Source organism: Rhizobium sp. CF142, from assembly GCF_000281145.1.
Taxonomy (GTDB): Bacteria; Pseudomonadota; Alphaproteobacteria; order Rhizobiales; family Rhizobiaceae; genus Rhizobium.
Window position 1 is genome coordinate 1 of the sequence record NZ_AJWE01000100.1, and the last position, 20,805, is coordinate 20,805.

22 protein-coding genes and 1 tRNA gene are annotated in these 20,805 nt (G+C 60.0%); 16 read left to right on the forward strand and 7 right to left on the reverse strand.

Going from position 1 to position 20,805, the window contains the following annotated elements; all coding sequences use genetic code 11:
• The first annotated feature begins 809 nt into the window (after window positions 1–809).
• Window positions 810–1,142: a hypothetical protein gene (locus PMI11_RS38165; protein ID WP_007821637.1), complete on the forward strand. Its 333-nt coding sequence runs from the start codon at window positions 810–812 to the stop codon at window positions 1,140–1,142.
• Between the two features lie 151 nt (window positions 1,143–1,293).
• Here the strand turns inward: PMI11_RS38165 and PMI11_RS22525 are convergent.
• The 3 genes from PMI11_RS22525 to PMI11_RS22535 form a co-directional block, all read right to left on the reverse strand.
• Window positions 1,294–1,383: transfer RNA gene (locus PMI11_RS22525), tRNA-Ser, on the reverse strand.
• Between the two features lie 140 nt (window positions 1,384–1,523).
• Window positions 1,524–2,741 carry an NAD(P)/FAD-dependent oxidoreductase gene (locus tag PMI11_RS22530; RefSeq protein ID WP_007821641.1) on the reverse strand — a complete coding sequence of 406 codons (1,218 nt, stop codon included), beginning with the start codon at window positions 2,739–2,741 and terminating at the stop codon, window positions 1,524–1,526.
• An 86-nt stretch (window positions 2,742–2,827) separates the two neighbouring features.
• Entirely contained in the window at window positions 2,828–3,943 is a 1,116-nt protein-coding gene (locus PMI11_RS22535) for a Gfo/Idh/MocA family protein (RefSeq protein WP_007821643.1), read from the reverse strand.
• 208 nt (window positions 3,944–4,151) lie between these two features.
• Between PMI11_RS22535 and PMI11_RS22540 the strand changes: the two genes are divergently transcribed.
• The 8 genes from PMI11_RS22540 to PMI11_RS37745 all read left to right on the forward strand — a co-directional run bounded on the left by PMI11_RS22540 (window position 4,152) and on the right by PMI11_RS37745 (window position 12,194).
• Complete coding sequence (locus PMI11_RS22540; protein ID WP_007821645.1) at window positions 4,152–5,024, forward strand: MurR/RpiR family transcriptional regulator; 873 nt, start codon at window positions 4,152–4,154, stop codon at window positions 5,022–5,024.
• A 93-nt stretch (window positions 5,025–5,117) separates the two neighbouring features.
• Window positions 5,118–7,052, forward strand: a complete 1,935-nt coding sequence (gene iolC, locus PMI11_RS22545) for a bifunctional 5-dehydro-2-deoxygluconokinase/5-dehydro-2-deoxyphosphogluconate aldolase (protein ID WP_007821647.1) — start codon at window positions 5,118–5,120, stop codon at window positions 7,050–7,052.
• A 24-nt stretch (window positions 7,053–7,076) separates the two neighbouring features.
• Window positions 7,077–8,927 carry a 3D-(3,5/4)-trihydroxycyclohexane-1,2-dione acylhydrolase (decyclizing) gene (iolD, locus tag PMI11_RS22550; protein ID WP_007821649.1) on the forward strand — a complete coding sequence of 617 codons (1,851 nt, stop codon included), beginning with the start codon at window positions 7,077–7,079 and terminating at the stop codon, window positions 8,925–8,927.
• A 66-nt stretch (window positions 8,928–8,993) separates the two neighbouring features.
• Window positions 8,994–9,911, forward strand: coding sequence for a myo-inosose-2 dehydratase (iolE, locus tag PMI11_RS22555; RefSeq protein ID WP_007821652.1), 918 nt, complete (start codon window positions 8,994–8,996; stop codon window positions 9,909–9,911).
• A 16-nt stretch (window positions 9,912–9,927) separates the two neighbouring features.
• Window positions 9,928–10,725, forward strand: a complete 798-nt coding sequence (gene iolB / locus PMI11_RS22560) for a 5-deoxy-glucuronate isomerase (protein WP_007821653.1) — start codon at window positions 9,928–9,930, stop codon at window positions 10,723–10,725.
• A 91-nt stretch (window positions 10,726–10,816) separates the two neighbouring features.
• Window positions 10,817–11,062, forward strand: coding sequence for a DUF1127 domain-containing protein (locus PMI11_RS22565; protein WP_007821658.1), 246 nt, complete (start codon window positions 10,817–10,819; stop codon window positions 11,060–11,062).
• A 46-nt stretch (window positions 11,063–11,108) separates the two neighbouring features.
• On the forward strand, window positions 11,109–11,942 hold the full coding sequence (locus tag PMI11_RS22570; RefSeq protein WP_007821660.1) for a helix-turn-helix transcriptional regulator: 834 nt from the start codon (window positions 11,109–11,111) through the stop codon (window positions 11,940–11,942).
• Window positions 11,943–12,029: 87 nt separating this feature from the next.
• Window positions 12,030–12,194, forward strand: a complete 165-nt coding sequence (locus tag PMI11_RS37745; protein WP_007821662.1) for a hypothetical protein — start codon at window positions 12,030–12,032, stop codon at window positions 12,192–12,194.
• Between the two features lie 93 nt (window positions 12,195–12,287).
• On the opposite strand, the gene PMI11_RS22575 is transcribed toward PMI11_RS37745, so the two are convergent.
• Both PMI11_RS22575 and PMI11_RS22580 read right to left on the reverse strand, forming a co-directional pair.
• Window positions 12,288–13,655: an MATE family efflux transporter gene (locus PMI11_RS22575; RefSeq protein ID WP_007821664.1), complete on the reverse strand. Its 1,368-nt coding sequence runs from the start codon at window positions 13,653–13,655 to the stop codon at window positions 12,288–12,290.
• A 35-nt stretch (window positions 13,656–13,690) separates the two neighbouring features.
• The gene (locus PMI11_RS22580) at window positions 13,691–14,131 is read right to left on the reverse strand and encodes a glyoxalase superfamily protein (protein ID WP_037071909.1); all 441 of its coding nucleotides are present in this window, start codon (window positions 14,129–14,131) and stop codon (window positions 13,691–13,693) included.
• 369 nt (window positions 14,132–14,500) lie between these two features.
• Between PMI11_RS22580 and PMI11_RS22585 the strand changes: the two genes are divergently transcribed.
• The gene (locus PMI11_RS22585) at window positions 14,501–14,839 is read left to right on the forward strand and encodes a hypothetical protein (protein WP_037071913.1); all 339 of its coding nucleotides are present in this window, start codon (window positions 14,501–14,503) and stop codon (window positions 14,837–14,839) included.
• A 71-nt stretch (window positions 14,840–14,910) separates the two neighbouring features.
• On the opposite strand, the gene PMI11_RS22590 is transcribed toward PMI11_RS22585, so the two are convergent.
• Window positions 14,911–15,357: a baeRF12 domain-containing protein gene (locus tag PMI11_RS22590; RefSeq protein ID WP_007821673.1), complete on the reverse strand. Its 447-nt coding sequence runs from the start codon at window positions 15,355–15,357 to the stop codon at window positions 14,911–14,913.
• Window positions 15,358–15,512: 155 nt separating this feature from the next.
• Here PMI11_RS22590 and PMI11_RS22595 point away from each other — a divergent pair, with 155 nt between their 5' ends.
• The 3 genes from PMI11_RS22595 (at window position 15,513) to PMI11_RS22605 (ending at window position 17,701) form a co-directional block, all read left to right on the forward strand.
• Entirely contained in the window at window positions 15,513–15,914 is a 402-nt protein-coding gene (locus PMI11_RS22595) for a DUF2177 family protein (RefSeq protein WP_007821675.1), read from the forward strand.
• Between the two features lie 181 nt (window positions 15,915–16,095).
• Window positions 16,096–16,494 (forward strand): hypothetical protein, encoded by a 399-nt coding sequence (locus PMI11_RS22600; protein WP_007821677.1) that lies wholly within the window; start codon window positions 16,096–16,098, stop codon window positions 16,492–16,494.
• A gap of 94 nt (window positions 16,495–16,588) precedes the next feature.
• Complete coding sequence (locus PMI11_RS22605) at window positions 16,589–17,701, forward strand: pyridoxal phosphate-dependent aminotransferase (RefSeq protein WP_007821679.1); 1,113 nt, start codon at window positions 16,589–16,591, stop codon at window positions 17,699–17,701.
• A 156-nt stretch (window positions 17,702–17,857) separates the two neighbouring features.
• Here the strand turns inward: PMI11_RS22605 and PMI11_RS22610 are convergent, their stop codons facing one another.
• Window positions 17,858–18,127 carry an SEL1-like repeat protein gene (locus PMI11_RS22610; protein WP_007821684.1) on the reverse strand — a complete coding sequence of 90 codons (270 nt, stop codon included), beginning with the start codon at window positions 18,125–18,127 and terminating at the stop codon, window positions 17,858–17,860.
• A 429-nt stretch (window positions 18,128–18,556) separates the two neighbouring features.
• Here PMI11_RS22610 and PMI11_RS22615 point away from each other — a divergent pair, with 429 nt between their 5' ends.
• From PMI11_RS22615 to amn, 3 genes are all read left to right on the forward strand, one after another.
• Window positions 18,557–18,895, forward strand: coding sequence for a DUF2147 domain-containing protein (locus PMI11_RS22615; RefSeq protein ID WP_007821685.1), 339 nt, complete (start codon window positions 18,557–18,559; stop codon window positions 18,893–18,895).
• A 144-nt stretch (window positions 18,896–19,039) separates the two neighbouring features.
• Complete coding sequence (locus PMI11_RS22620; RefSeq protein WP_037071915.1) at window positions 19,040–19,219, forward strand: hypothetical protein; 180 nt, start codon at window positions 19,040–19,042, stop codon at window positions 19,217–19,219.
• Window positions 19,220–19,302: 83 nt separating this feature from the next.
• The gene (gene amn / locus PMI11_RS22625; RefSeq protein ID WP_007821690.1) at window positions 19,303–20,805 is read left to right on the forward strand and encodes an AMP nucleosidase; all 1,503 of its coding nucleotides are present in this window, start codon (window positions 19,303–19,305) and stop codon (window positions 20,803–20,805) included.

Sequence of the window (20,805 nt, forward strand, 5' to 3'; positions counted from 1 at the left end):
GCTCGGCAGCAACGATTGCGTCAGCTGCCTGAGCGCCGGATACTACTGCCATAGCAGCAGCGGAGCCGAGAAGAAGGCTCTTGATGTTCATAATGACCTCCAATTCAAGTTTCGATCGGAGATAGGATCACGCCTGGACAGCGTTTCCCTGCCCCATCTCCGGTGTTTGAAGAAGTCGGGCGGTCAAGCCCTTGCTTCCGAGGCTGAAAATACAAGACGGCGGCTGTCACGCAATCACCAACTTGTGTTCAGGAGGGGTTTACGAAAGCCTTACCGAAACCCTGTTGCTGAAAGGCCACAAGTTAGGCAAAGGGGCCGCCGCTTGTTTAGGCTTTATTAAGAAATCGCTTATTTTCCCGATGTTTATTGGGGTTTCATAAGGCGCGGAGGCGCCCATTCGTGCCAAATTGGCACCATTTTCCCGCCAGATTCGGCTTTTTGAGATGACCGGCTGGCGACTTGTGCGCAGCTCGCCAATGCGAGAATCGAAACCGATTTCAGCTTTAGCCGACGAGAAGCGATTGATTCCCGTGTGCGATTCGCCCGGCGACCATCGCGATTCTGGAACGAGGCATGTGACAGGGAGAATTTCGAACGGCGAAAATTGACGACAGACATGAGAAGGCGCGCGCAAAAGAAGGTGACACTATCAACGAAGGAAGATGGTGGAGAAGATGATGGCCAGCCGGATCACCACCCGCTTCAACACTATGGCTGGCTGACGGCGATTCCAGGCCGCTCGATCGATGAAGCCGTTCATCGGAGGTTCACGCCTGGGGCTCAAGCTGAAAACCTGAGAGGATACGTCGATGAGAAAGCTATTATCAGCACTCGCAGCCGTCGTCCTGGCTGCATCTTTCGCCCCACCGCTAAACGCGGCTCCGATCTTCGTGCCGAGAGCAGAGCAAGTGCAGATCGGCAATGTCGAGCAGGTCAGACATCGGAGCCATCGGCATTGGCGTGCGGATCGCTACCGGAACCACCGGTACGCCTACCGTTCCTGCGGATATTATGGCAGATGCTACGGATATCCGCGCTACGGTTATAGATACCCGCGGTATTACGATCGCGATTATTACGGCTACCGCGATTATTACGGCTACCGTCCGCGGTCAGGAGTGACTTTGTATTTTCGTTTCTAGCCGGCGACACTTGTCCGCCATATCGCTGGGCGCGGCATTCAACGGCCGTTGCTTTGCCCGATTGAGGCAAACAAAAATCGTGTCGTGGTAAATGTTATGGCTGGATTGATACCGGCGGCCATCCATCTGACTTCATTAATAAAAAGATAGATGGCGGAGAAGATGGGATTCGAACCCACGATACCCTCTCGGGTATACTCCCTTAGCAGGGGAGCGCCTTCGACCACTCGGCCACCTCTCCGGTGGGAGCCCTGATATGGGTATTCACCGGTGCGATCAAGCTTTTTTTGAAGTTTTCACACGTCCTTTATTTAGGCGGCACACGCGATGGCGACAGTTCAAAACTGAAACTGCCTGCAGAGCCGGGTGCGCAGCTTCACCTCAGCCTAGCAATTGCTTCAGGTCGGCCGCAGGATCAGCCAGGATTGCGCGGTCAGGGTTGATGCCTGATTCCAGCATCTTCTTGCCCGTCACATAGGCCTTTGCATCGTTGATGGCGTCGACGGCAATCAGCCTGCCCTCGCGGAAATACCAGACGGAGCTCGCTCCCTCGCGGGCGCCGGGGCGCAGCAGCGTGTCGTCATAGCCCATATTGAAGCCGGCAATCTGCAGCTTCACATCATACTGATCCGACCAGAACCAGGGCTTCGGGTCATAGGGTTCGTTGCCGCCGGCGATGACGGCGCCGGCGGCGTCCGCCTGATCGACGGCGTTCTGCACGGATTCGAGCCGGATGCGGCCGCCCTGCCAGGGCAGGCTCGCGCAATCGCCGGCCGCAAAGATCGACGGATCGGATGTGCGGGCGAATTCGTCGACAATGATTCCATTGCCGACTTCGAGCCCGGCGTCCTTCGCCAGGAGATCGTTCGGCACCACGCCGATGCCGACGATGACGAAATCCACCTCGATGGTGCTGCCGTCGGAAAGCTCGGCGCCGGTCACGCGGCCATCCTTGCCGATCAGATGCTTCAGGCCGGTCTTTTCGCGAATCGTCACATCATGGCTCATATGGATCGCGCGAATGATGTCGGCGGTTTCCCTGGCGGCGACGCGCTGCAGGATCCGGTCGGCCATTTCAATGACGGTCACTTCGAGGCCGAGATGGCGAGCGACGGCCGCAGCCTCGAGGCCGATATAACCGCCGCCGATGATGAGCACACGGCGGCCGGGCCGCATTTCCCCGGCCAGCAGATCGGCGTCACGCTTGTCGCGGGCGACATAGACGCCTTCCAGATCGCCGCCGATCGCCGCCGGCAGGCGGCGGGGCGTGGAGCCCGTCACAAGCGCCAACGTGCCATAGTCGAGGACGGAACCATCCTGCAGCAGAACCTGTTTGGTGTCGCGCTTGATCTGCTCGGCCCAGGTCGAGAGACGGATCTCGACATTATTATCGGGATACCAATGCTCGGGACGGAACAGCAGGCGGTCGAATGCCATCTCTCCGAGCAGGTACTTCTTCGACAGCGGCGGGCGCTGGTAGGGAAGCACGTCTTCGGCGCCAATCAGCGTGATCGGACGCGCATCCTTCAGCGCACGCAGCTTGGCTGCCAATGCGAAGCCTGCCTGGCCCGCGCCGATGATCACCAGTCTATCCGTCACGATGTCACTCCCGAATATCAGCTCTTCCACAGGGACAAGGCCTATCCCCTGCCCCAAACGCCGTCAACGGAAGCGAGGCCATTGCCTCAGCCGATCTCGATCCAGCGGCGCTCATGGAAGGACTGTGCCATGGCATGAACCGACTTCTCTATCCTGAGACCGTCTTCGAATGTCACGATAGACGCCGGCTCTCCGGAAATCGCCCGGATCAGCTCGCGGCATTCGATGATCTTGAGATCGTTGAAGCCGAGACCGTGGCCGGGGGCCGGAATGAAGCGATCATAGGGCTGGTGGGCGGGAGCCGCCAGTATCTTGCGGAAGCCCTGTTCGGAGCCTCGTCCTTCGGCCTGATAGAGCTCGAATTCGTTCATGCGCTCCTGATCATAGAGAATAGAGCCTTTCGAGCCGTAGATCTGCAGCGCGATGCGGCCCTTGCGGCCCCAGGCGGCGCGGTTGGCCATCAGCACGGCCGAGATGCCGCCGCCGAGGCGCATCAAGACATTGGCCGCATCGTGATTCTCGACCGCGCGTCTGCCGCCTTCCTTCAGAGGACGGTCGGCATAGGGTTTGACCATATCCGTGGTGACGGCCTCGACATGGCCGAAGAGATACCAGAGCAGCGACAGCGGATGGACGGCGAAATCGTCGAGTGCGCCGTAGCCGGCCGAGAGCTCACTCTTCCAATAGAAGAGGACATCGGGATCGGCCATGAAATCCTCGTCCATTTCGACGCGGATGTGATTCACTGAGCCGATTGCACCTTCCCCGATCAGCGTCTTGATATGCCGCATGATCGGGTTCTGGATATAATTGTAGCCGAGCACGGCGATCTTGCTGGATTGCCGTGCGACCTGAAGCATGCGCTCGGCATCGGCATAAGCGGGCGCCATCGGCTTTTCACACCAGACGTGCTTGCCGGCCTGCAGCGCAGCGATCGCCATTTCGGCATGGAACTGGTTGGGTGTGGTGACGGAGACGACATCGACATCGGGATCGGCAATCAACGCCCGCCAGTCGGCCGTTGCCTTCTCGAAGCCGAATTCGCCGGCGCGGGCGCCTGCGAGTTCCGCATTTGCCTCGGCAAGATGCACGAGGCGCGGGCGCTCGACATCACCAAAGACCGTTTTCACCGCATTCCATGCCAACGCGTGGCACTTGCCCATATAACCGGTGCCGATCAAACCGATGCCGAGTGGCTTCATGTCAGGGTCTCCTCCTTAAATCCGAGGGGATTTTTGGAATATTTGGACCGTTTTGACAAGCAGGTCGTGATGCATCATTTCGTCCCGACTCTCTCGAAATTGTCCAAAACCCTTGATTTTCAGACTATTAAAAACAATTAGGCGGCTTCGCGGAAATCGTTTATGCTCCGAAATATGGAATATTTGTTTCATCTTCTGAGCTGTCAGCATGGATAGTGACCCCCAAAGAGCGCGTGTGCCGCGCGATTTCGAAAGCCTTCGCAGTACGATCATCGAGCGCAAGGCGAGCATGCCGAAGCGGCTGGCGCAGGTCGCCGCCTTTGCTCTCGGCAACCCTGATGAAATCGCCTTCGGCACGACAGCGAGCATTGCCGCGGCCTCCGATGTGCAGCCGTCCACGCTGGTGCGCCTCGCCCATCACCTCGGCTATGAGGGCTTCTCCGATCTCCAGAGCATTTTTCGCGAGCGGTTGCGCGACCGGACGCTGAGCTATGAGGAACGCCTCGTCACGCTGGAACGGTCCGGCGGGGACGACGAGGATGCAACGCTGCTTTCCGGCTTCATTTCGGCCGCCAGCCAGTCCGTCAACCGGCTTGCGGCGACGGTGCAGACCGATACTTTTGCCAAGGCGGTCGATATTCTGGCGGCTGCCGAGACCATCTATCTCATCGCCAAGCGGCGCTCCTATCCGCTGACGGCGCACATGACCTATGCCTTTTCCAAGCTGAACATCCGCCATCAGATCGTTGCCTCACCGAACGGCGTCGATCCGGAGATGGTGCAATTCGCCACGCCGCGCGATGCGGCGATTGCCGCAAGCTTTTCGCCTTATGCAGCCGACAGCCTCAATCAGAGCCAGGAGCTTGCCGATCGCGGCGTGCCGGTCATTGCGATCACCGATTCGGCCTTTTCGCCGCTGGCGGCCTGCGCGACACATTGGTTCGAGGTGGCGGAGGCTGATTTCGGCGGTTTTCGCTCGCTCTCGGCTTCGATGGCACTCACCATGGCGCTGCCGGTCGCCATTGCCGAGCGGCGACGCAAGTTGCAGCATGCAAAACCCGTAAAGACCAAAATGGAATAAACATTCCGAATTGACAAAGAGACGGAACCGATGTTTCATTATTCAAAATTCGCGGGCGTTCCAGGCCGCGTAAAAATCTAGCGGGAGGACATCATGGTACAATCGAATCCGGGCTCACAGCCGGAGCCGACACTCGACGTGATCACCATCGGCCGTTCTTCCGTCGATCTCTACGGCCAGCAGATCGGTTCGCGGCTGGAAGATATCGGCTCGTTTGCCAAGTCCGTCGGCGGCTGCCCGGCCAATATTGCCATTGGAACGGCCCGGCTCGGGCTGAAGTCGGCGCTCATTACGCGTGTCGGCGACGAGCAGATGGGACGCTTCATCATCGAACAGTCGGCGCGTGAAGGTGTCGAGACCCAGGGCATCAGGACGGACAAGGATCGGCTGACGGCGCTGGTGCTGCTGGCGGTAGAGGCCGAAGGCGTCTCGCCGATGATCTTCTATCGTTCCGACTGCGCCGACATGGCGCTCGACGAAGGCGATATCGATGAGGATTTCGTCAAGTCCTCGCGCGCCGTGCTCGTTTCGGGCACACATTTCTCGCGGCCGAATACGGAGGCGGCGCAGCGCAAGGCGATCCGGATTGCCAAGGCCAATGGCCGCAAGGTGATCTTCGACATCGACTACCGGCCGAATCTCTGGGGCCTAGCCGGCCATGCCGAAGGTTTCGAGCGCTATGTGAAGTCAGACCGGGTCTCCTCGAAGATGAAGGAGACATTGCCGGATTGCGACCTGATCGTCGGCACGGAAGAGGAAATTCTGATTGCATCGGGTGCCGATGACGTTCTCGGTGCATTGAAAGAAATTCGACTTCTTTCGCCTGCGACGATCGTGCTGAAGCGTGGTGCCATGGGCTGCATCGTTTATGACGGCCCAATCAGCGACAATCTGGAAGACGGCATTGTCGGCCAGGGTTTCCCGATCGAGGTGTTCAACGTGCTCGGCGCGGGCGATGCCTTCATGTCCGGCCTGCTGCGCGGCTGGCTCAAGGATGAGCCGCTGAAGACCTGCGCTACATGGGCGAACGCCTGCGGCGCCTTTGCCGTTTCCCGCCTGCTGTGCTCGCCGGAATATCCGACCTGGGCGGAGCTCGACTTCTTCCTGAAGAACGGCAGCAAACATCGTGCGCTGCGCAAGGACGAAGCGATCAACCACATCCATTGGGCCTCGACCCGCAAGGGCGATATCCCGCTTCTAATGGCGCTCGCCATCGACCATCGTTCGCAGCTGACCGCTGTCTGCGATGAACTCAGCGTCGACTACAAGCAGATCGTCGCCTTCAAGCGGCTTGCGGTGGAAGCGGCCGCCCGCGTCGCCGATGGACGTCAAGGCTACGGCATGCTGATCGACGAGCGCTTCGGGCGCGATGCTTTTTTCGATGCCGCCACAAAGGATTTCACCTGGATTGGCCGGCCGGTGGAGCTTCCGGGCTCCAAGCCGCTGCGCTTCGAGTTCAGCCAGGATATCGGCTCGCAGCTGGTGGAATGGCCGCTCGACCATTGCATCAAGTGCCTATGCTTCTACCATCCCGACGATCCGGCAGCGCTGAAGACCGAGCAGCAGGAGAAGCTGCGCACGCTCTTTGAAGCCGCGCGCAAGGTTGGACGCGAACTGCTGGTGGAGATTATCTCCAGCAAGAACGGGCCGCTGACCGACGATACGGTTTCAACGGCACTGGAAGAGCTCTATGCGCTCGGCATCAAGCCCGACTGGTGGAAGCTGGAGCCGCAGGCCTCAACCGGCGCCTGGAAGAAGATCGATGCCGTCATTGCCAAAAATGATCCATGGTGCCGCGGTATCGTGCTTTTGGGGCTCGAGGCCCCTGCCGACGAACTGGTGAAGGGTTTCGAGGCGACGCTGGCGGCTCCCTCGGTCAAGGGCTTTGCAGTTGGCCGGACGATCTTTGCCGATGCGGCCCGGGGCTGGCTTTCGGGCAAGATCAACGACGAGGAAGCGATCGCCGATATGGCAGGCCGCTTCAAACAATTGACAGAGGCCTGGCTGAAAACGCGCGGCCTCAATTAAGAGAGTGAATTTGGGAGGCGCCTGATGGGCAAGACGGTAAGATTGACGATGGCGCAGGCCGTCGCGCATTTCCTTAAAGTACAGATGACCATCGTCGACGGCAAGAAAGTGCCGATCTTCGGCGGCGTCTGGGCGATCTTCGGCCACGGCAATGTCGCCGGCATGGGTGAGGCACTCTACCAGGTGCGCCAGGAACTGCCGACCTATCGCGCGCACAACGAACAGGGCATGGCACATGCGGCAATCGCCTATGCCAAGGCGAGCTTCCGCCAGCGCTTCATGGCCTGCACGACCTCGATCGGCCCCGGCGCGCTGAATATGGTGACGGCGGCCGGTGTGGCGCATGTCAACCGCATTCCAGTACTCTTCCTGCCAGGCGATATCTTCGCCAACCGCGCGCCTGATCCGGTGCTGCAGCAGATCGAGGATTTCGGTGACGGTACGGTGTCAGCCAATGATGCCTTCCGCCCGGTTTCTCGCTATTTCGACCGCATCACCCGGCCGGAGCAGATCATCACGGCACTGAAGCGTGCCATGCAGGTGCTGACCGATCCGCTCGATTGCGGGCCGGTGACGCTGTCGCTCTGCCAGGACGTTCAGGCGGAAGCCTTCGATTATCCGGAGAGCCTGTTTGAGGAAAAGGTCTGGACGGTGCGACGTCCGCAGCCGGATGCCGACGAGCTTGCCAATGCGATTGCGCTGATCAAGGCCTCGCAGAAGCCCGTCATCGTTGCCGGCGGCGGCGTACTCTATTCGCAGGCGACGAAGGAGCTTGCGGCTTTCGCGGAAGCGCATGGCGTTCCCGTCGTGGTCACACAGGCCGGCAAGTCGGCGATCGACGAGCGTCATCCTCTGGCGCTCGGTTCCGTCGGCGTGACAGGCACATCGGCTGCCAACGCCATTGCCGAGGAAACCGATCTGGTGATTGCCGTCGGCACGCGCTGCCAGGATTTCACGACCGGTTCCTGGGCGCTCTTCAAGAATGAAGGTTTCAAGCTGCTCAGCCTGAACATCGCAGCCTATGACGCGCTGAAGCATGACAGCCACCCGCTCGTTGCAGATGCGCGCGAGGGGCTGAAGGCGCTGTCATCGGGCCTTTCCGGCTGGAAGGCGCCGGCAGCGCTTGCCGAAAAGGCCGCGAAGGAAAAGAAGGTCTGGATGGAGGCGGCTGCACAGGCGATGGGCTCCACCAACGCCGCCCTGCCCTCCGACGCGCAGGTCATCGGTGCCGTTGTCCGCTCGATCGGCGGCGAGAAGACCACCCTGCTTTGCGCGGCCGGCGGCCTGCCGGGCGAGTTGCACAAGCTGTGGCCGGCCACCGTTCCCGGCAGCTACCATATGGAATACGGCTTCTCCTGCATGGGCTACGAGATTGCCGGCGGCCTCGGCGCCAAGATGGCGCATCCGGAAAAGGACGTCGTCGTCATGGTCGGCGACGGGTCCTACATGATGCTGAATTCCGAGCTTGCCACTTCGGTCATGCTCGGCCTGAAGCTGAACATCGTGCTGCTCGACAATAGAGGTTATGGCTGCATCAACCGCCTGCAGATGGCAACCGGCGGCGCCAACTTCAACAATCTCCTGAAGGACTCCTATCACGAGGTGATGCCCGAGATCGACTTCCGCGCGCATGCCGAGGCGATGGGCGCCATTGCGGTCAAGGTTTCCTCCATCGCCGAGCTGGAACAGGCGATCGCCGATTCGAAGAAGAACGACCGTACCTCGGTCTTCGTCATCGATACCGACCCGTTGATTACCACTGACACCGGTGGCCACTGGTGGGACGTCGCGGTGCCGGAAGTCAGCCCGCGCGGCGAGGTCAACAAGGCGCATGAAGCCTATGTCAAGGCACGCGCTGCCCAGCGCGTCGGTTGATCTGATTGCTGTCATTTTCTGGAGGAGCGGAAGCGCTCCTCCGCGCTATTTTTAAGGAGACTATCGATGAAGGCCAAACTCGGCATGTCGCCCATCGCATGGTGGAACGACGACCTTCCTGAACTCAGCGACGACGTATCCCTCGAAGAATGCCTGCGGCAATCCCGCACCGCCGGCTTTACCGGCATGGAGCAGGGTCGCCGGTTCCCGAGCAACCCTGAGGAGATGCTGCCGATCCTGCGTGCCGCCGACGTAACGCTCTGCGGCGGCTGGTTCTCCGGCACACTGGTCAATGAGGAACTTGCGGCCAACAAGGACCGCATTGCGCCGATGATCGAACTGTTCAAGGCCGTCAATGCGCCCTGCATCGTCTATGGCGAAGTCGGTCGCTCGATCCAGGGCGATCGTTCCAAGCCGCTTGCGACCAAGCCGCGCCTTGGCGATGACGAGATGAAGGCCTATGCGCGCCGTGTGACCGAATTCGGCGAATGGTGCGCCGATCAGGGCATGCCGCTTTCCTATCACCACCACATGGCGGCCGTCGTCGAGACCGAGCCGGAACTCGACGCCTTCATGAAGAATTCGGGCGCCGGCATTCCGTTGCTGCTCGATGCCGGGCATCTCGCCTTTGCCGGCGGCGACGTGCTGCGCGCCATCGACAATCACCACGCTCGTATCAACCACGTGCACGTGAAGGACATCCGGAAGTCCGTCGTCGATGGGCTCGACCGCAGCAAGCAATCCTTCCTCGACGCGGTGGCGCTCGGTGCCTTTACCGTGCCGGGCGATGGCTCGCTCGATTTCGGTGCTATCGTCAAGCGGTTCGCCGATTATGGTTATGAGGGCTGGTTTGTCGTCGAAGCCGAGCAGGATCCGCGCAAGGCGCCGCCGCAGAAGATGGCGAAGATCGGCCATGCGGAATTGATGCGGGTTATGACGGCGGCTGGTTATACGGTGGAGACGGAAGGTTTCCCGAAGGGATAACGGAGGAGAAACACCAATGCCAAACCTCAAGGTAAAACCGTCAGGCAAGACCGGCCGCGTCACGCATGTGACGCCCGAAAGCGCCGGCTGGACCTATGTCGGCTTCGACATGTACCGTCTGAAGCCGGGCGAGACGGCCTCTGGAGAGACCGGCGAGCGCGAAGTCTGCCTCGTCTGGGTGAGCGGCAAGGGCAAGGCTTCGGCCGGCACCAGGGATTTCGGCACGCTCGGCGAGCGCATGAGCCCTTTCGACGGCGCGCCGCACGCTCTTTATATCCCGATGGAATCGACGTGGTCGGTGACGGCCGAGACCGATCTCGAACTGGCCGTCTGCTCCGCACCCGGCGGCGGCACCTACGAGGCGAAGGCCATTCCGCCCGGCACGCACCCGCCGGTGACGCGCGGCAAAGGCACGAATGTGCGCCACGTCAACAATATCATGCCTGAGGATGACAGCTCAGCGCATTCGCTGCTCGTCGTCGAGGTCATCACGCCTGGCGGCCACACCTCCTCCTATCCGCCGCACAAGCATGATCAGGACAATCTTCCGCATGAGAGCATGCTGGAAGAGACCTATTATCACCGCCTCAACCCGCCGCAGGGGTTCGGCTTCCAGCGCGTCTACACGGACGACCGCTCGCTCGATGAGGCGATGGCCATCGAAGACGGCGACGTGACGCTGGTACCGAAGGGCTACCATCCGTGTGCGGCAACGCATGGCTATGATCTCTATTATCTCAATGTCATGGCCGGGCCGAAGCGTGTCTGGAAATTCTACAATGCGCCGGAACATGAGTGGCTGCTGAAGGCCTGAACCGGCCGCAGATCGCTAAATAATCTGACAGCGGGCGAGCCGCGCAAATGGTTCAATCCTCCCATTCAAACGCAATGGATGGAGGAACACCATGCGCGGCTCAAGTTTTACAGTCCATGCCCAAACCACCCGCCGGACGGAGTCCGGACAATCCCGGTTTCTTGCAAGTCTCATTGCGGGTTTTCGCTGGGTGGCACGCAAGCTCGCCGAACGGCACAGTCGCAGTGCCGTCATGGAGCTGTCCGATGATCAGCTCAAAGATATCGGTCTTTCCCGCGGCCAGATCGAAAGCGACGTGCATATCTCAAGCCACTACTGGAGCAACAAGGGATTGTGATAGGGTGCGGCAGGCGATGCTCGCCGCCCGAATTCCGGAAAGACCGATGTCGCAATTTTCGACCGCATTGCTCTTGAAGACGAAGACCGTCGCGATCCGTGACATCGTCTGCAATGGCGAATGCCGTCACAAGAGCGATGAGGAATGCGCCCATAAGACGAGCCTCGTCTATCCCTATCGCGGCGTCTTCATGCGCCATGTCGGGCGCAACGACACCGTGGCGGAAGCCAATCAGGTGCTGTTCTTCAATGTGGGTCAAGGTTACCGCATCAGCCATCCGGTCGATGGCGGCGACGCCTGCATCGATCTGTCTATCGACGAATCCCTGCTTGCCGAGCTTGCGCCTAGGGATCAGGTGCAGGCCGGCGATCTTTTCGGCTTCAAACGCCAGCGCAGGCGTATCGATCCGCGCGCGCAGGCGCTTGTTGCGCTGCTGCGTCACGGTCTGCGGCAGCAGGCGGCCGAGACGCTGGAGGCGGAAACGCTGGCGCTGACCCTCGTTCGTCGTTCGCTTGGCGAGCGCACCTCGCATGCAGCGGGCGCGAGTGCCGGACGGCAGAAGCTTGTCGACCGGGCAAAGCTCGTGCTCTCCTCCGATCTTGCGCGGCGCTGGACACTTGCCGAGATCGCAACGGAAGTCGGCGTTTCGCCTGTCTATCTCACGCAGGTTTTCCAGCAGGTGGAGGCGACACCGCTCTATCGCTACCAGCTTCGGCTTCGCCTTGCCCGCGCGCTCGATCTGCTCGGCGAGTATGAGGATCTGACGGCGCTCGGCCTCGATCTCGGCTTTTCCAGCCACAGCCATTTCACCTCATCCTTCCGCCAGGCTTATGGCCAGACGCCGGCGGAGTTCCAGCGCGCGACACGGCTGCGCGCTTAAAATCGCTAAAGAATTCGACAGCGATGAAAGGGTCAAAGGTGGTCTTATGATTCCACCCCAGACGGGGCCTATTCGGAGGATCATCAGATGAAGAAGACCACATGCGCTGCCTGCGACTGCGAACTCGGGCCTGATGCCATCAGCGTCAAACTCGGCGGCAAGACCGTCGAGGTTTGCTGCGAGGAATGCGCGCAGGCGCTGGGGGAAGCAGAGGCTGCTACGGCATCCGCAGCCCCAGCCGCCAAGGATTGAAAACAGGGCCGCGCCCAAGAGGCGCGGCCTCCTTTGTTTTACACAATTCCGGATACAAGACCGCTGCACAGTTTTGCCGGAATTGCTTTGCCTTCAGGCAGGCAACAGCCCGTAGCGCCAGCCAAGCCGCTTCGCATTGCGCGCAAGTACGGCAAAGGCCAGAAGGAACATGCAGGCTTCGGCAAAGACCGGCACCATCCAGATACCCATCTCCCCGAAAGCATGCGGCAGCAGGAAAGTCAGCGGCAGGGTGAAGAGATAGGCGCGCGACAGGCCGAAGATCGCCGCACGTTTGGCATCGCCGATCGCCTGGAAATAGCCCGACAGCACAATCATCTGGCCGAACAGGAAATAGGCGCCGACGGTCCATGGCAGGATGCGCGAGACCTCGGCGATGACGACGGGGTCGGCAACGAAGATATGGCCGAGGCGGGTCGCCAATAGTTCCACCGTGATCTCGACGCCGGTGCAATAGACGAGGGCTGCGATCAGGGCAATCTGCAGGCTGCGGCCGACACGCTCGGAAAGGCCAGCTCCGTAATTATTGCCGCAAATCGTCTGGGAGGCGATGTTGAGGCCGAGCAGCGGCAGATAGGCGAGCGTCATGACACGGGTGATGATGCCATAGGCGCCGACGGTCGCGACATAATCGCCCTCGCCCCAGATCGACAGGTTGAAGATCACGGCTGCCGAGCAGAGCGAGATGCCGATGAAGCCGAGGCTCATCGGCGCGCCGAGCGCCAGCATCGGTCGCCACTCCGAGAGCGGAAAGCGGGATGCCGGACGCAGTGCGCGCTCATTGCGCCAGCGGTAGATCAGCACGGCAACGAGGCAGATCGCTTGTGCCAGCACGGAGCCCAGCGCTGAGCCTGCCACACCCCATTGCAGGATCGCCATGAAGAACCAGTTGGCGGCGATGTTGAGTGCCGTGGCGGCGAGCATCACCATGGTCATAAAGCCGATCCGGCCTTCGCTGCGCAGGGCGTCGATATTGAGCGACAGGAAGAAGGCGATGGGCGCGGCCCCGACCATGATACCCATAAAGGTGCGGGCATTTTCGGCAACTGCGAGGTCACCACCTGCCGCATTTGCGACGATGTTCCAGCCGACCGTCCAGTAGATCACGTTGATAACAAACACCACCACGATTGCCAGCACATGGGCAGCCGCGAAGGTGCGCCGGGCGGCATCGCGATTGCCGCCGCCAAGCTCGCGGGCAAGGATGCTTGCCATGCCGTTCGAGACGAGCGACTGCAGGGCGATGAGCATCATCAGGCCAGGGAAGATGAGGGTAACGGCGGAGAGTGCGCCAGCCCCGACATAGGCGCCGAGGAAATAAGCGTCCACCACGGCGAAGAGGCCATTGATGGTGGTGATCAGGATGATCGGCAGCGCCGTGCGGGCAAAAACGGCAAGCAGCGGGCCGGTCAGAAAGGTATTGGTTTCAGAACCTGAAGTCATGGACGGAATCCGGGTGCTACGGGCAGCGATGGCGATCAGATATCGAGAACGAGATGCGGCAGACCGTTCGAGGTCTTGCGCGGTGAAACGCCATTCTCGTCGATCTGGGCGTGGATGCGCTGGCGGAAGGCCGAGAAGCTCTCGAAGGTCACGACATCGACAGGCTCATCGAAATGGATGGTAACCCTGTAGAACTCGCTGCCGGGTACTGCCGAAAGTGCCAGAACCTTGCCGGTGAAGGGCTGGTTCAGGTAGCGTCCGCGGATATGGGCGCCGACGAAGATCGGCGAAGCGGGCTTGTCATTGGGTTTCGCAGCAAGGGCCGACAGCGTGTTCCAGTCGCGGGCGCCATATTGGCGAGCGATCAGTTCGAGGGCGGCGGCATGGGTGATCTCGCTGCCGCGTTCAGTCATGGCCTGACGCAGGCGCTTTGCCTGGGCCTTCAATTCGTCGACCGGTGGATAGGTCCCAGTCATGGGTATACGAGTCATGGGTTCAGCCTTTCAAAGGCATGCCATTCGACTGTCAGGGGGGCTCGCATTGCCGTCAGTCAGCATGCACAGGGGCTGTGACCATGATCGCGAGGGCTTCACCATGGATCTTCATCCGCGAGCGGCCGGTGCCTCGAACCGGATTCTCTATGCGCGACGAGAGACGCCAAGTCAAGATCGGCACACATCCGGTGAAAAAATGGGCAGATTCTGGACAATATCGCCGACAATAAAAGCGTTATGCCGTTAGATTTTGCACAAGCTTTCAATTTTAAAGATATTGTTCAGCAGATGTGAGCAATCCTGCGTTAAAGTCTGATCATACAACAAGCGGAGGCTGACATGGCCTTTCAGATGCACCTCGACACAGAACATCCCAAGCCCGAACAGGCTTACAGAGAATTCAACCTCGATCGGCCCGGCAACATCATCTTCGTCGGCCATCACCTCAGCACCGGCACACAAGTCCGCTGCCTGATCCGCACCATCACGCTCGCCGGCGCGCTGCTGGAAGTCAGCCCCAGCCTGGAAATGCCGCAGAATTTCTTCCTGGAAATCCTCGGCATCCATGACGAGATTGGCGCGACCGTAGTCAAGCGCGAAGACGAGTTCGTGACCATCAGCTTCAACATGCTGCTGAATCCCGAATTCCTGCATCACGTGCTGCGCCTGAGCTTCGAAGCCAGCCTCTGATTTCAGCCTTCTCCGCATAAGAAAACGCGGGCCATGTGACCCGCGTTTCGAACAGCGATGACTTATCGCGATCAAGCGGCGAGGTGCCGCTCGATCTGGTCGATCGGCAGATTGGTGTAATCCTTCGCCACTTCGGCCGAGATCGCTGCCTGCGCATCGGCGCTGAGATTGGGCCGCAGCGTGCCGAGCGCGCGCGGAGGCGCCACCAGAACGATGCGGCTTGCCTCCTTCTCATGCACGAGCTCGTCGAGCTTTACGGCAACTTCCTTCAGGAAGTCGGCTTCAGCCTGGTCCTGCCAGTTGGTCTCCTCCATGGCGCTGCCGCTCAATCCGTCAGGCGCGTAAGAGCGCCCTGGCTTGTCGGTGCCGAGTTCGCGGTCAGGCTGGTTGGGTTGCGTGAGCGTTTCGCGAACCTGGAGATTCATCAGTTCCGCGTCGCCGGCATTCTGCAGGATCAGGGCCTTCGCCCCATCGCAGACAACGACCCAGGATTCCCAGGGGACTTTGACGTCAGTCATTTGATTTCCTCGCTTTCATGGTTGGAAGCAGCGTAGCGCTTGAGGAAAAACGCCCGGCAATTGAAAGAGTTCGGGAAAAATCTGCGCAAAGAGAATCATCGACGATCCGGAGGGCCGGCCATGGCGTAGAAGGTGCAAAGCGGAGATCAAAGACGATGAAGACAGCGCTTGTCGCCTATGCCGGTTGCCTTCTCACCCTTGCCGTCATCGACGCAATATGGCTCGGCATCGTCGCCCGCACCTTCTACCGCGATCAATTGGGCGAGCTGATGCTGCCCTCGCCGAACCTTGTCATCGCGGTGCTTTTCTATCTGCTCTTCACGGTTGCAATTGTCATACTTGCGGTTTTGCCCGGGCTTTCCAGCGGCTCGATCAGCACGACGCTTCTCTATGGTGCCATTTTGGGACTGGCGGCTTACGGCACCTACGACATCACTAATTTGTCGACACTGAAGAACTGGCCGCTCGCCATGAGCCTTGTAGATATGGCCTGGGGAACCTTTCTGACGGCACTTAGCGCTGCCGGCGGCTATTGCGCAGCAAGATTGCTGGCCTGAGCGCCGACGGTTTATTCCCAAGAGGGTACAATAGATGTGCCGCTAACGCACAAATTTCAAACTCGTTAAAATTGTAGTTTTATATTTGACGAATGTGAAAAACATTCGTGTGAGCCTCTCCGTCGAACAGCCTGAAATTTGAACTGCCCCAAATTTTGAACTGCCTGACGGAGAATGCGAAATGGAAATGCTCCGCGCAACGCACCTCGCCACGGTGAAGTCGGCTGTCTACGATATTCGCTGGGAGGAGTTCAACGTCAAACGACCGGCCCGTATCGTCGCCGTTCGCCCCTGTCTGACCGGGATTTCGATGCGCAGCGCCGAAATCCTCGATATTTCCCAGGGCGGCGCGACCTTCGTCGTGTCGACTACGGCAGGCCTGCCCAAACATTATTATCTCAACATCCTGGGGCTTGCCTACCGCATCGGCTGTGCCGAGGTCTACCGCCATCATGAGCGTATCGGCGTTCGTTTCATCAACCTGATAGAGCCGGACGTTCTACGCAAGGTAGTGCGCGCCGACTTCATGATCGGCAACACGGAAGCGATCGACGCGCGCCGCAACGGCAGCCGCGTCTGAGCCGTCGCGAACGTGAAATAATCTTGCTTGCCTTGGCAAAGCGAGAGCCTATTGTTGCGCGGCTTTTTCAATAATTCCGGGAAATTGCCGTCGCATGTCTGCCTTCTCGCGCTTCACGCCGCTTGCCAGCACCCTGCCCTCCACCGTTCCTTTCGTCGGCCCCGAGGCTATCGAGCGCCAGCGCGGTCTGAAGGTCGAAGCGCGCATCGGCGCCAATGAAAACGGCTTCGGTCCGGCTCCCTCGGTCATTGCCGCCATGCGGGAGCAGGCCGGCGACATCTGGAAGTACAACGATCCGGAAAATTATGCGCTGCGCGAGGCGCTCGCCACCCATCTCGGCGTGACACCGGCCAATATCGCGGTCGGCGGCGGCATCGACGAACTGCTTGGCCAGATCGTGCGGCTGGTAATCGAGCCCGGCGGCACCGTCGTGACCTCGCTCGGCGCCTATCCGACCTTCAATTTCCATGTGAACGGTTTCGGCGGCCGGCTGGTCACCGTTCCCTATGCCGGCGACCGTGAAGATCTCGACGCGCTGCTCGATGCGGTCAAGCGCGAGAACGCGCCGCTCGTCTATTTCGCCAACCCTGACAATCCGATGGGAAGCTGGTGGGGTTCCCAAGAGATCGTCGCCTTCGCGCGCGCCCTGCCGGAAACCTGCCTGATGATCCTCGACGAAGCCTATAGCGAGACCGGCCCAGCCTCCGCCTTGCCGTCGATCGCCTCGCTCATCGACCTGCCGAACATCGTGCGTACCCGCACCTTCTCCAAGGCCTATGGTCTCGCCGGCGCCCGCGTCGGCTATGCCATCTCGACACCGGGCACGGCGCAGGCCTTCGACAAGATCCGCAATCATTTCGGCATGAACCGGCTTGCGACGGTCGCCGCACTCGCAGCCCTCAAGGATCAGGCCTATCTTTCCGAAGTGATCGGGAAAATCCATGCCGCGCGCGACAGGATCGCTGATATTGCCAGGGCGAATGGCCTGCAGCCGCTCTCGTCTGCCACCAATTTCGTGGCTATTGATGCCGGGCGCGACGGCGCTCACGCACGTGCCATCGTCGACGGGCTGATGGAACATGGCGTCTTCATCCGCATGCCGGGTGTTGCGCCGCTCAACCGCTGCATTCGTGTGAGCGTCGGGCCGGAAGCCGATATGGCGCTGCTCGAAGACGCGCTGCCGCTGGTCCTGAAAAAACTCGCCTGACAATGGGAAACCAAAACGGGTAAACCGCGGCCGGCGGGAGGGCGCCGGCCGCGGTTTCCTTCTCCCGGCGTCGGCCCCGTCCAAAGCGCCCCGCCAGCTCCCCTCTTTTGAGGTTGTTATTTCTGCTTTTGTCGAATTCTAAGCGGTGAGACGGTCTTAGTGGATCGTCATCCATTCGCGAGCGGCGCGGAGCGCTTCGGCGAGCTGCATCTTGCTCATCGAAGCGGCCACATCGGCGCGCAGCTCGGCGGCGCGATCGTTGCCCTTGATTGCGGCGATGTTCAGCCACTTGTGAGCGGAGACGAGATCGATCTCGCAACCACGGCCGGTCGCATACATCAGACCCATTTCGCAGAAGACATCGGCGCTGTTGTTTTCGCCACCCATGGTGGCCATTTCAGCATTGTGCATTTCAAAGCGTGCCATCGGTTCTATCCCTGTTTAGCCTGTTAAGACGTACCCTGTTTTACCTTTGGGCCTTGCCATCTTCTGTGGCTTCCTGCCTCTCCGGTCCGGCGGGTTTGCCCCGCTCGTTTGATGGGTTCACTATGCCAAACGGCTTTCAAAAAACGCCTAAAATGCATGATTAATTTGACGCAAACAAAGTGCAAATGCTTGGTAAACTTGGGTTTTTGTTAAACATCGGAATCCCTGCGAATTAAGGATTTTTGTGCGCCTTTTACGAAAAATTCAGATTTGGAAATTGAGGATTTGTTTACCGTGAAATCAGCATCGACCAGGCGATCCGCAGAAAAAACCGTCGTCGAAAGCCGGATTTCGGGCCTCTCCGAGGTGTATTTACCTTTACGTTCGCGTCAGTTATTTTCGCGCCTTTCATATCTCATGGAGGAAGAGATGATCCGTACCCTCGTTCTCGCCGGCGCGCTGGCACTTATTGCAGGTCTTGCGCAGGCCGATGAACCGATCGTCGGCAACTGGAAGACCCGCGCCGGTGACACGGCGGCGATTGCGCCCTGCGGCGGCGCTTACTGCATCACCCTGAAGACCGGCAAATATGCCGGCAAGAAGATCGGCAGACTGTCCGGCACCGGCGGCAGCTATAGCGGTGAGATCACCGATCCTGCCGACGACAAGACCTATAGCGGCTCGGGCAGCATCTCCGGCGGCTCGCTCAAGATGCAGGGCTGCGTGATGCAGGTCTTCTGCAAAACGCAGACATGGACTCGCCTTTGAGACCCGTCTCTGAAACGCTCAGGCAGGCTCTGAGAACCTTAGCCGGCCTCGGAAACTGAACGCAAAATGAACCGCCATCTCAGCACCCGTTCAGCCACGTCATGGCAAAACAGCACCATGAAGGGCGTATATCGGGGTAAGGACGTGGACGTGTTCATTCTGGCGAGACGGTTTACAATCATGACGCTGTTTGCGGCGATCTTCGCGATCTCTTTTTCGGCAGTCGTCGTGCGCACCGGCGGCGGCGGCGCACAGCAGTCGCATTTCGGCGCGAACTATACGTGCCTGGAAAGCAACGGCGGCTACTGCACCGCCATCCGCTGAGACCCGGAAAGATATCGGAAAATATCTGGGTCTCAGCCTTCGCGCGTCGTTTGCTTGTTAAAAACGACTCTCTATAATGCGTCATGAGCAAACGAATCTATCCCCTGTCCGCTTTCGACATTTCGTCGCCTCCCCCTTTCGAGCCGCAAACCTTCGATGATCCGGCAAAAGCCGTCGAAGCTTTGACCGAGCTTTACGAGCGCAACACCTCCTTCCTGATCGAAAGCTTCACGGAGCTCGCGCAAGGGGCGCCGGTCACCTCCCGCTACCGCGCTTTCTATCCGCAGGTCAGCATCGAGACGACGAGCTTCGGCCATGTCGACTCCCGCCTTTCCTATGGTCATGTGACGGCACCGGGCGTCTATACGACGACGGTCACGCGGCCGAAGCTCTTCAAACATTATCTGAAGGAGCAGTTGCTGCTCCTGATAAAGAGCCACAATGTGCCTGTCGTCGTCTCGGAATCCCCCACGCCGATCCCGCTGCACTTCGCTTTCGGCGAAGGCGCGCATGTGGAAGCGTCTGCGGCGGCTTTCGTCGATATTCCGCTGCGCGATCTCTTCGATACGCCTGACCTCAACACGACGGATGACGAGATCGCCAACGGCGAGTATCTGCCGCCGCCGGGCGAGCCCTCACCGCTGGCACCCTTTACCGCACAGCGCATCGACTATTCGCTGGCCCGCCTGTCGCACTATACTGCGACGGGTGCGGAGCACTTCCAGAACTTCGTGCTGTTTACGAACTACCAGTTCTATATCGACGAGTTCTGCTCCTGGGCGCGCAAGCTGATGGCGGAAGGCGGCGATGGTTATACGGCCTTTGTGGAGCCCGGCAACATCGTGACGCTCGCAGGATCGAGCGTTCCGGAAACGGATGCCACACTTTCCCGCCTTCCGCAGATGCCGGCCTATCATCTCAAGAAGAAGGGCCATGCCGGGATCACCATGATCAATATCGGCGTCGGTCCCTCCAACGCCAAGACCATCACCGACCATGTGGCCGTGCTTCGCCCGCACGCCTGGCTGATGCTCGGCCATTGCGCCGGCCTGCGTAACAGCCAGCGCCTCGGCGACTATGTTCTGGCGCACGCCTATATGCGCGAAGACCATGTGCTCGACGACGATCTTCCGGTCTGGGTGCCGATCCCGGCGCTCGCCGAAGTGCAGGTGGCGCTCGAGGCTGCCGTTGCCGAGATCACCGGCTACGAAGGCTTCGAGCTGAAGCGCATCATGCGCACCGGCACGGTCGGCACGATCGACAACCGCAACTGGGAACTGCGCGACCAGGCAGGCCCGGTGAAGCGCCTGTCGCAGGCTCGCGCCATCGCGCTCGACATGGAATCGGCAACGATCGCCGCCAACGGCTTCCGCTTCCGCGTACCCTATGGGACGCTCCTCTGCGTTTCCGACAAGCCGCTGCATGGCGAGTTGAAGCTGCCGGGCATGGCGACCGCCTTCTACCGCACGCAGGTGAACCAGCATCTGCAGATCGGTATCCGGGCGATCCAGAAGCTCGCCGCCATGCCGCCGGAAGCCCTGCATTCGCGCAAGCTGCGCAGCTTCTTCGAAACGGCGTTTCAATAA

Bases quoted from the DNA above. Each gene is read 5' to 3' on its own strand.
- PMI11_RS22535 (WP_007821643.1), bottom strand. From the start codon at position 3,943: ATGAAGCCACTCGGCATCGGTTTGATCGGCACCGGTTATATGGGCAAG.
- PMI11_RS22600 (WP_007821677.1), top strand. From the start codon at position 16,096: ATGGAAATGCTCCGCGCAACGCACCTCGCCACGGTGAAGTCGGCTGTC.
- iolC (WP_007821647.1), top strand. From the start codon at position 5,118: ATGGTACAATCGAATCCGGGCTCACAGCCGGAGCCGACACTCGACGTG.
- PMI11_RS22575 (WP_007821664.1), bottom strand. From the start codon at position 13,655: ATGACTTCAGGTTCTGAAACCAATACCTTTCTGACCGGCCCGCTGCTT.
- PMI11_RS22610 (WP_007821684.1), bottom strand. From the start codon at position 18,127: ATGGCACGCTTTGAAATGCACAATGCTGAAATGGCCACCATGGGTGGC.
- PMI11_RS37745 (WP_007821662.1), top strand. From the start codon at position 12,030: ATGAAGAAGACCACATGCGCTGCCTGCGACTGCGAACTCGGGCCTGAT.
- PMI11_RS22580 (WP_037071909.1), bottom strand. From the start codon at position 14,131: ATGACTGGGACCTATCCACCGGTCGACGAATTGAAGGCCCAGGCAAAG.
- iolB (WP_007821653.1), top strand. From the start codon at position 9,928: ATGCCAAACCTCAAGGTAAAACCGTCAGGCAAGACCGGCCGCGTCACG.
- amn (WP_007821690.1), top strand. From the start codon at position 19,303: ATGAGCAAACGAATCTATCCCCTGTCCGCTTTCGACATTTCGTCGCCT.
- PMI11_RS22615 (WP_007821685.1), top strand. From the start codon at position 18,557: ATGATCCGTACCCTCGTTCTCGCCGGCGCGCTGGCACTTATTGCAGGT.
- iolD (WP_007821649.1), top strand. From the start codon at position 7,077: ATGGGCAAGACGGTAAGATTGACGATGGCGCAGGCCGTCGCGCATTTC.
- PMI11_RS22540 (WP_007821645.1), top strand. From the start codon at position 4,152: ATGGATAGTGACCCCCAAAGAGCGCGTGTGCCGCGCGATTTCGAAAGC.
- PMI11_RS22595 (WP_007821675.1), top strand. From the start codon at position 15,513: ATGAAGACAGCGCTTGTCGCCTATGCCGGTTGCCTTCTCACCCTTGCC.
- PMI11_RS22585 (WP_037071913.1), top strand. From the start codon at position 14,501: ATGCACCTCGACACAGAACATCCCAAGCCCGAACAGGCTTACAGAGAA.
- PMI11_RS22605 (WP_007821679.1), top strand. From the start codon at position 16,589: ATGTCTGCCTTCTCGCGCTTCACGCCGCTTGCCAGCACCCTGCCCTCC.
- PMI11_RS22565 (WP_007821658.1), top strand. From the start codon at position 10,817: ATGCGCGGCTCAAGTTTTACAGTCCATGCCCAAACCACCCGCCGGACG.
- PMI11_RS38165 (WP_007821637.1), top strand. From the start codon at position 810: ATGAGAAAGCTATTATCAGCACTCGCAGCCGTCGTCCTGGCTGCATCT.
- iolE (WP_007821652.1), top strand. From the start codon at position 8,994: ATGAAGGCCAAACTCGGCATGTCGCCCATCGCATGGTGGAACGACGAC.
- PMI11_RS22570 (WP_007821660.1), top strand. From the start codon at position 11,109: ATGTCGCAATTTTCGACCGCATTGCTCTTGAAGACGAAGACCGTCGCG.
- PMI11_RS22590 (WP_007821673.1), bottom strand. From the start codon at position 15,357: ATGACTGACGTCAAAGTCCCCTGGGAATCCTGGGTCGTTGTCTGCGAT.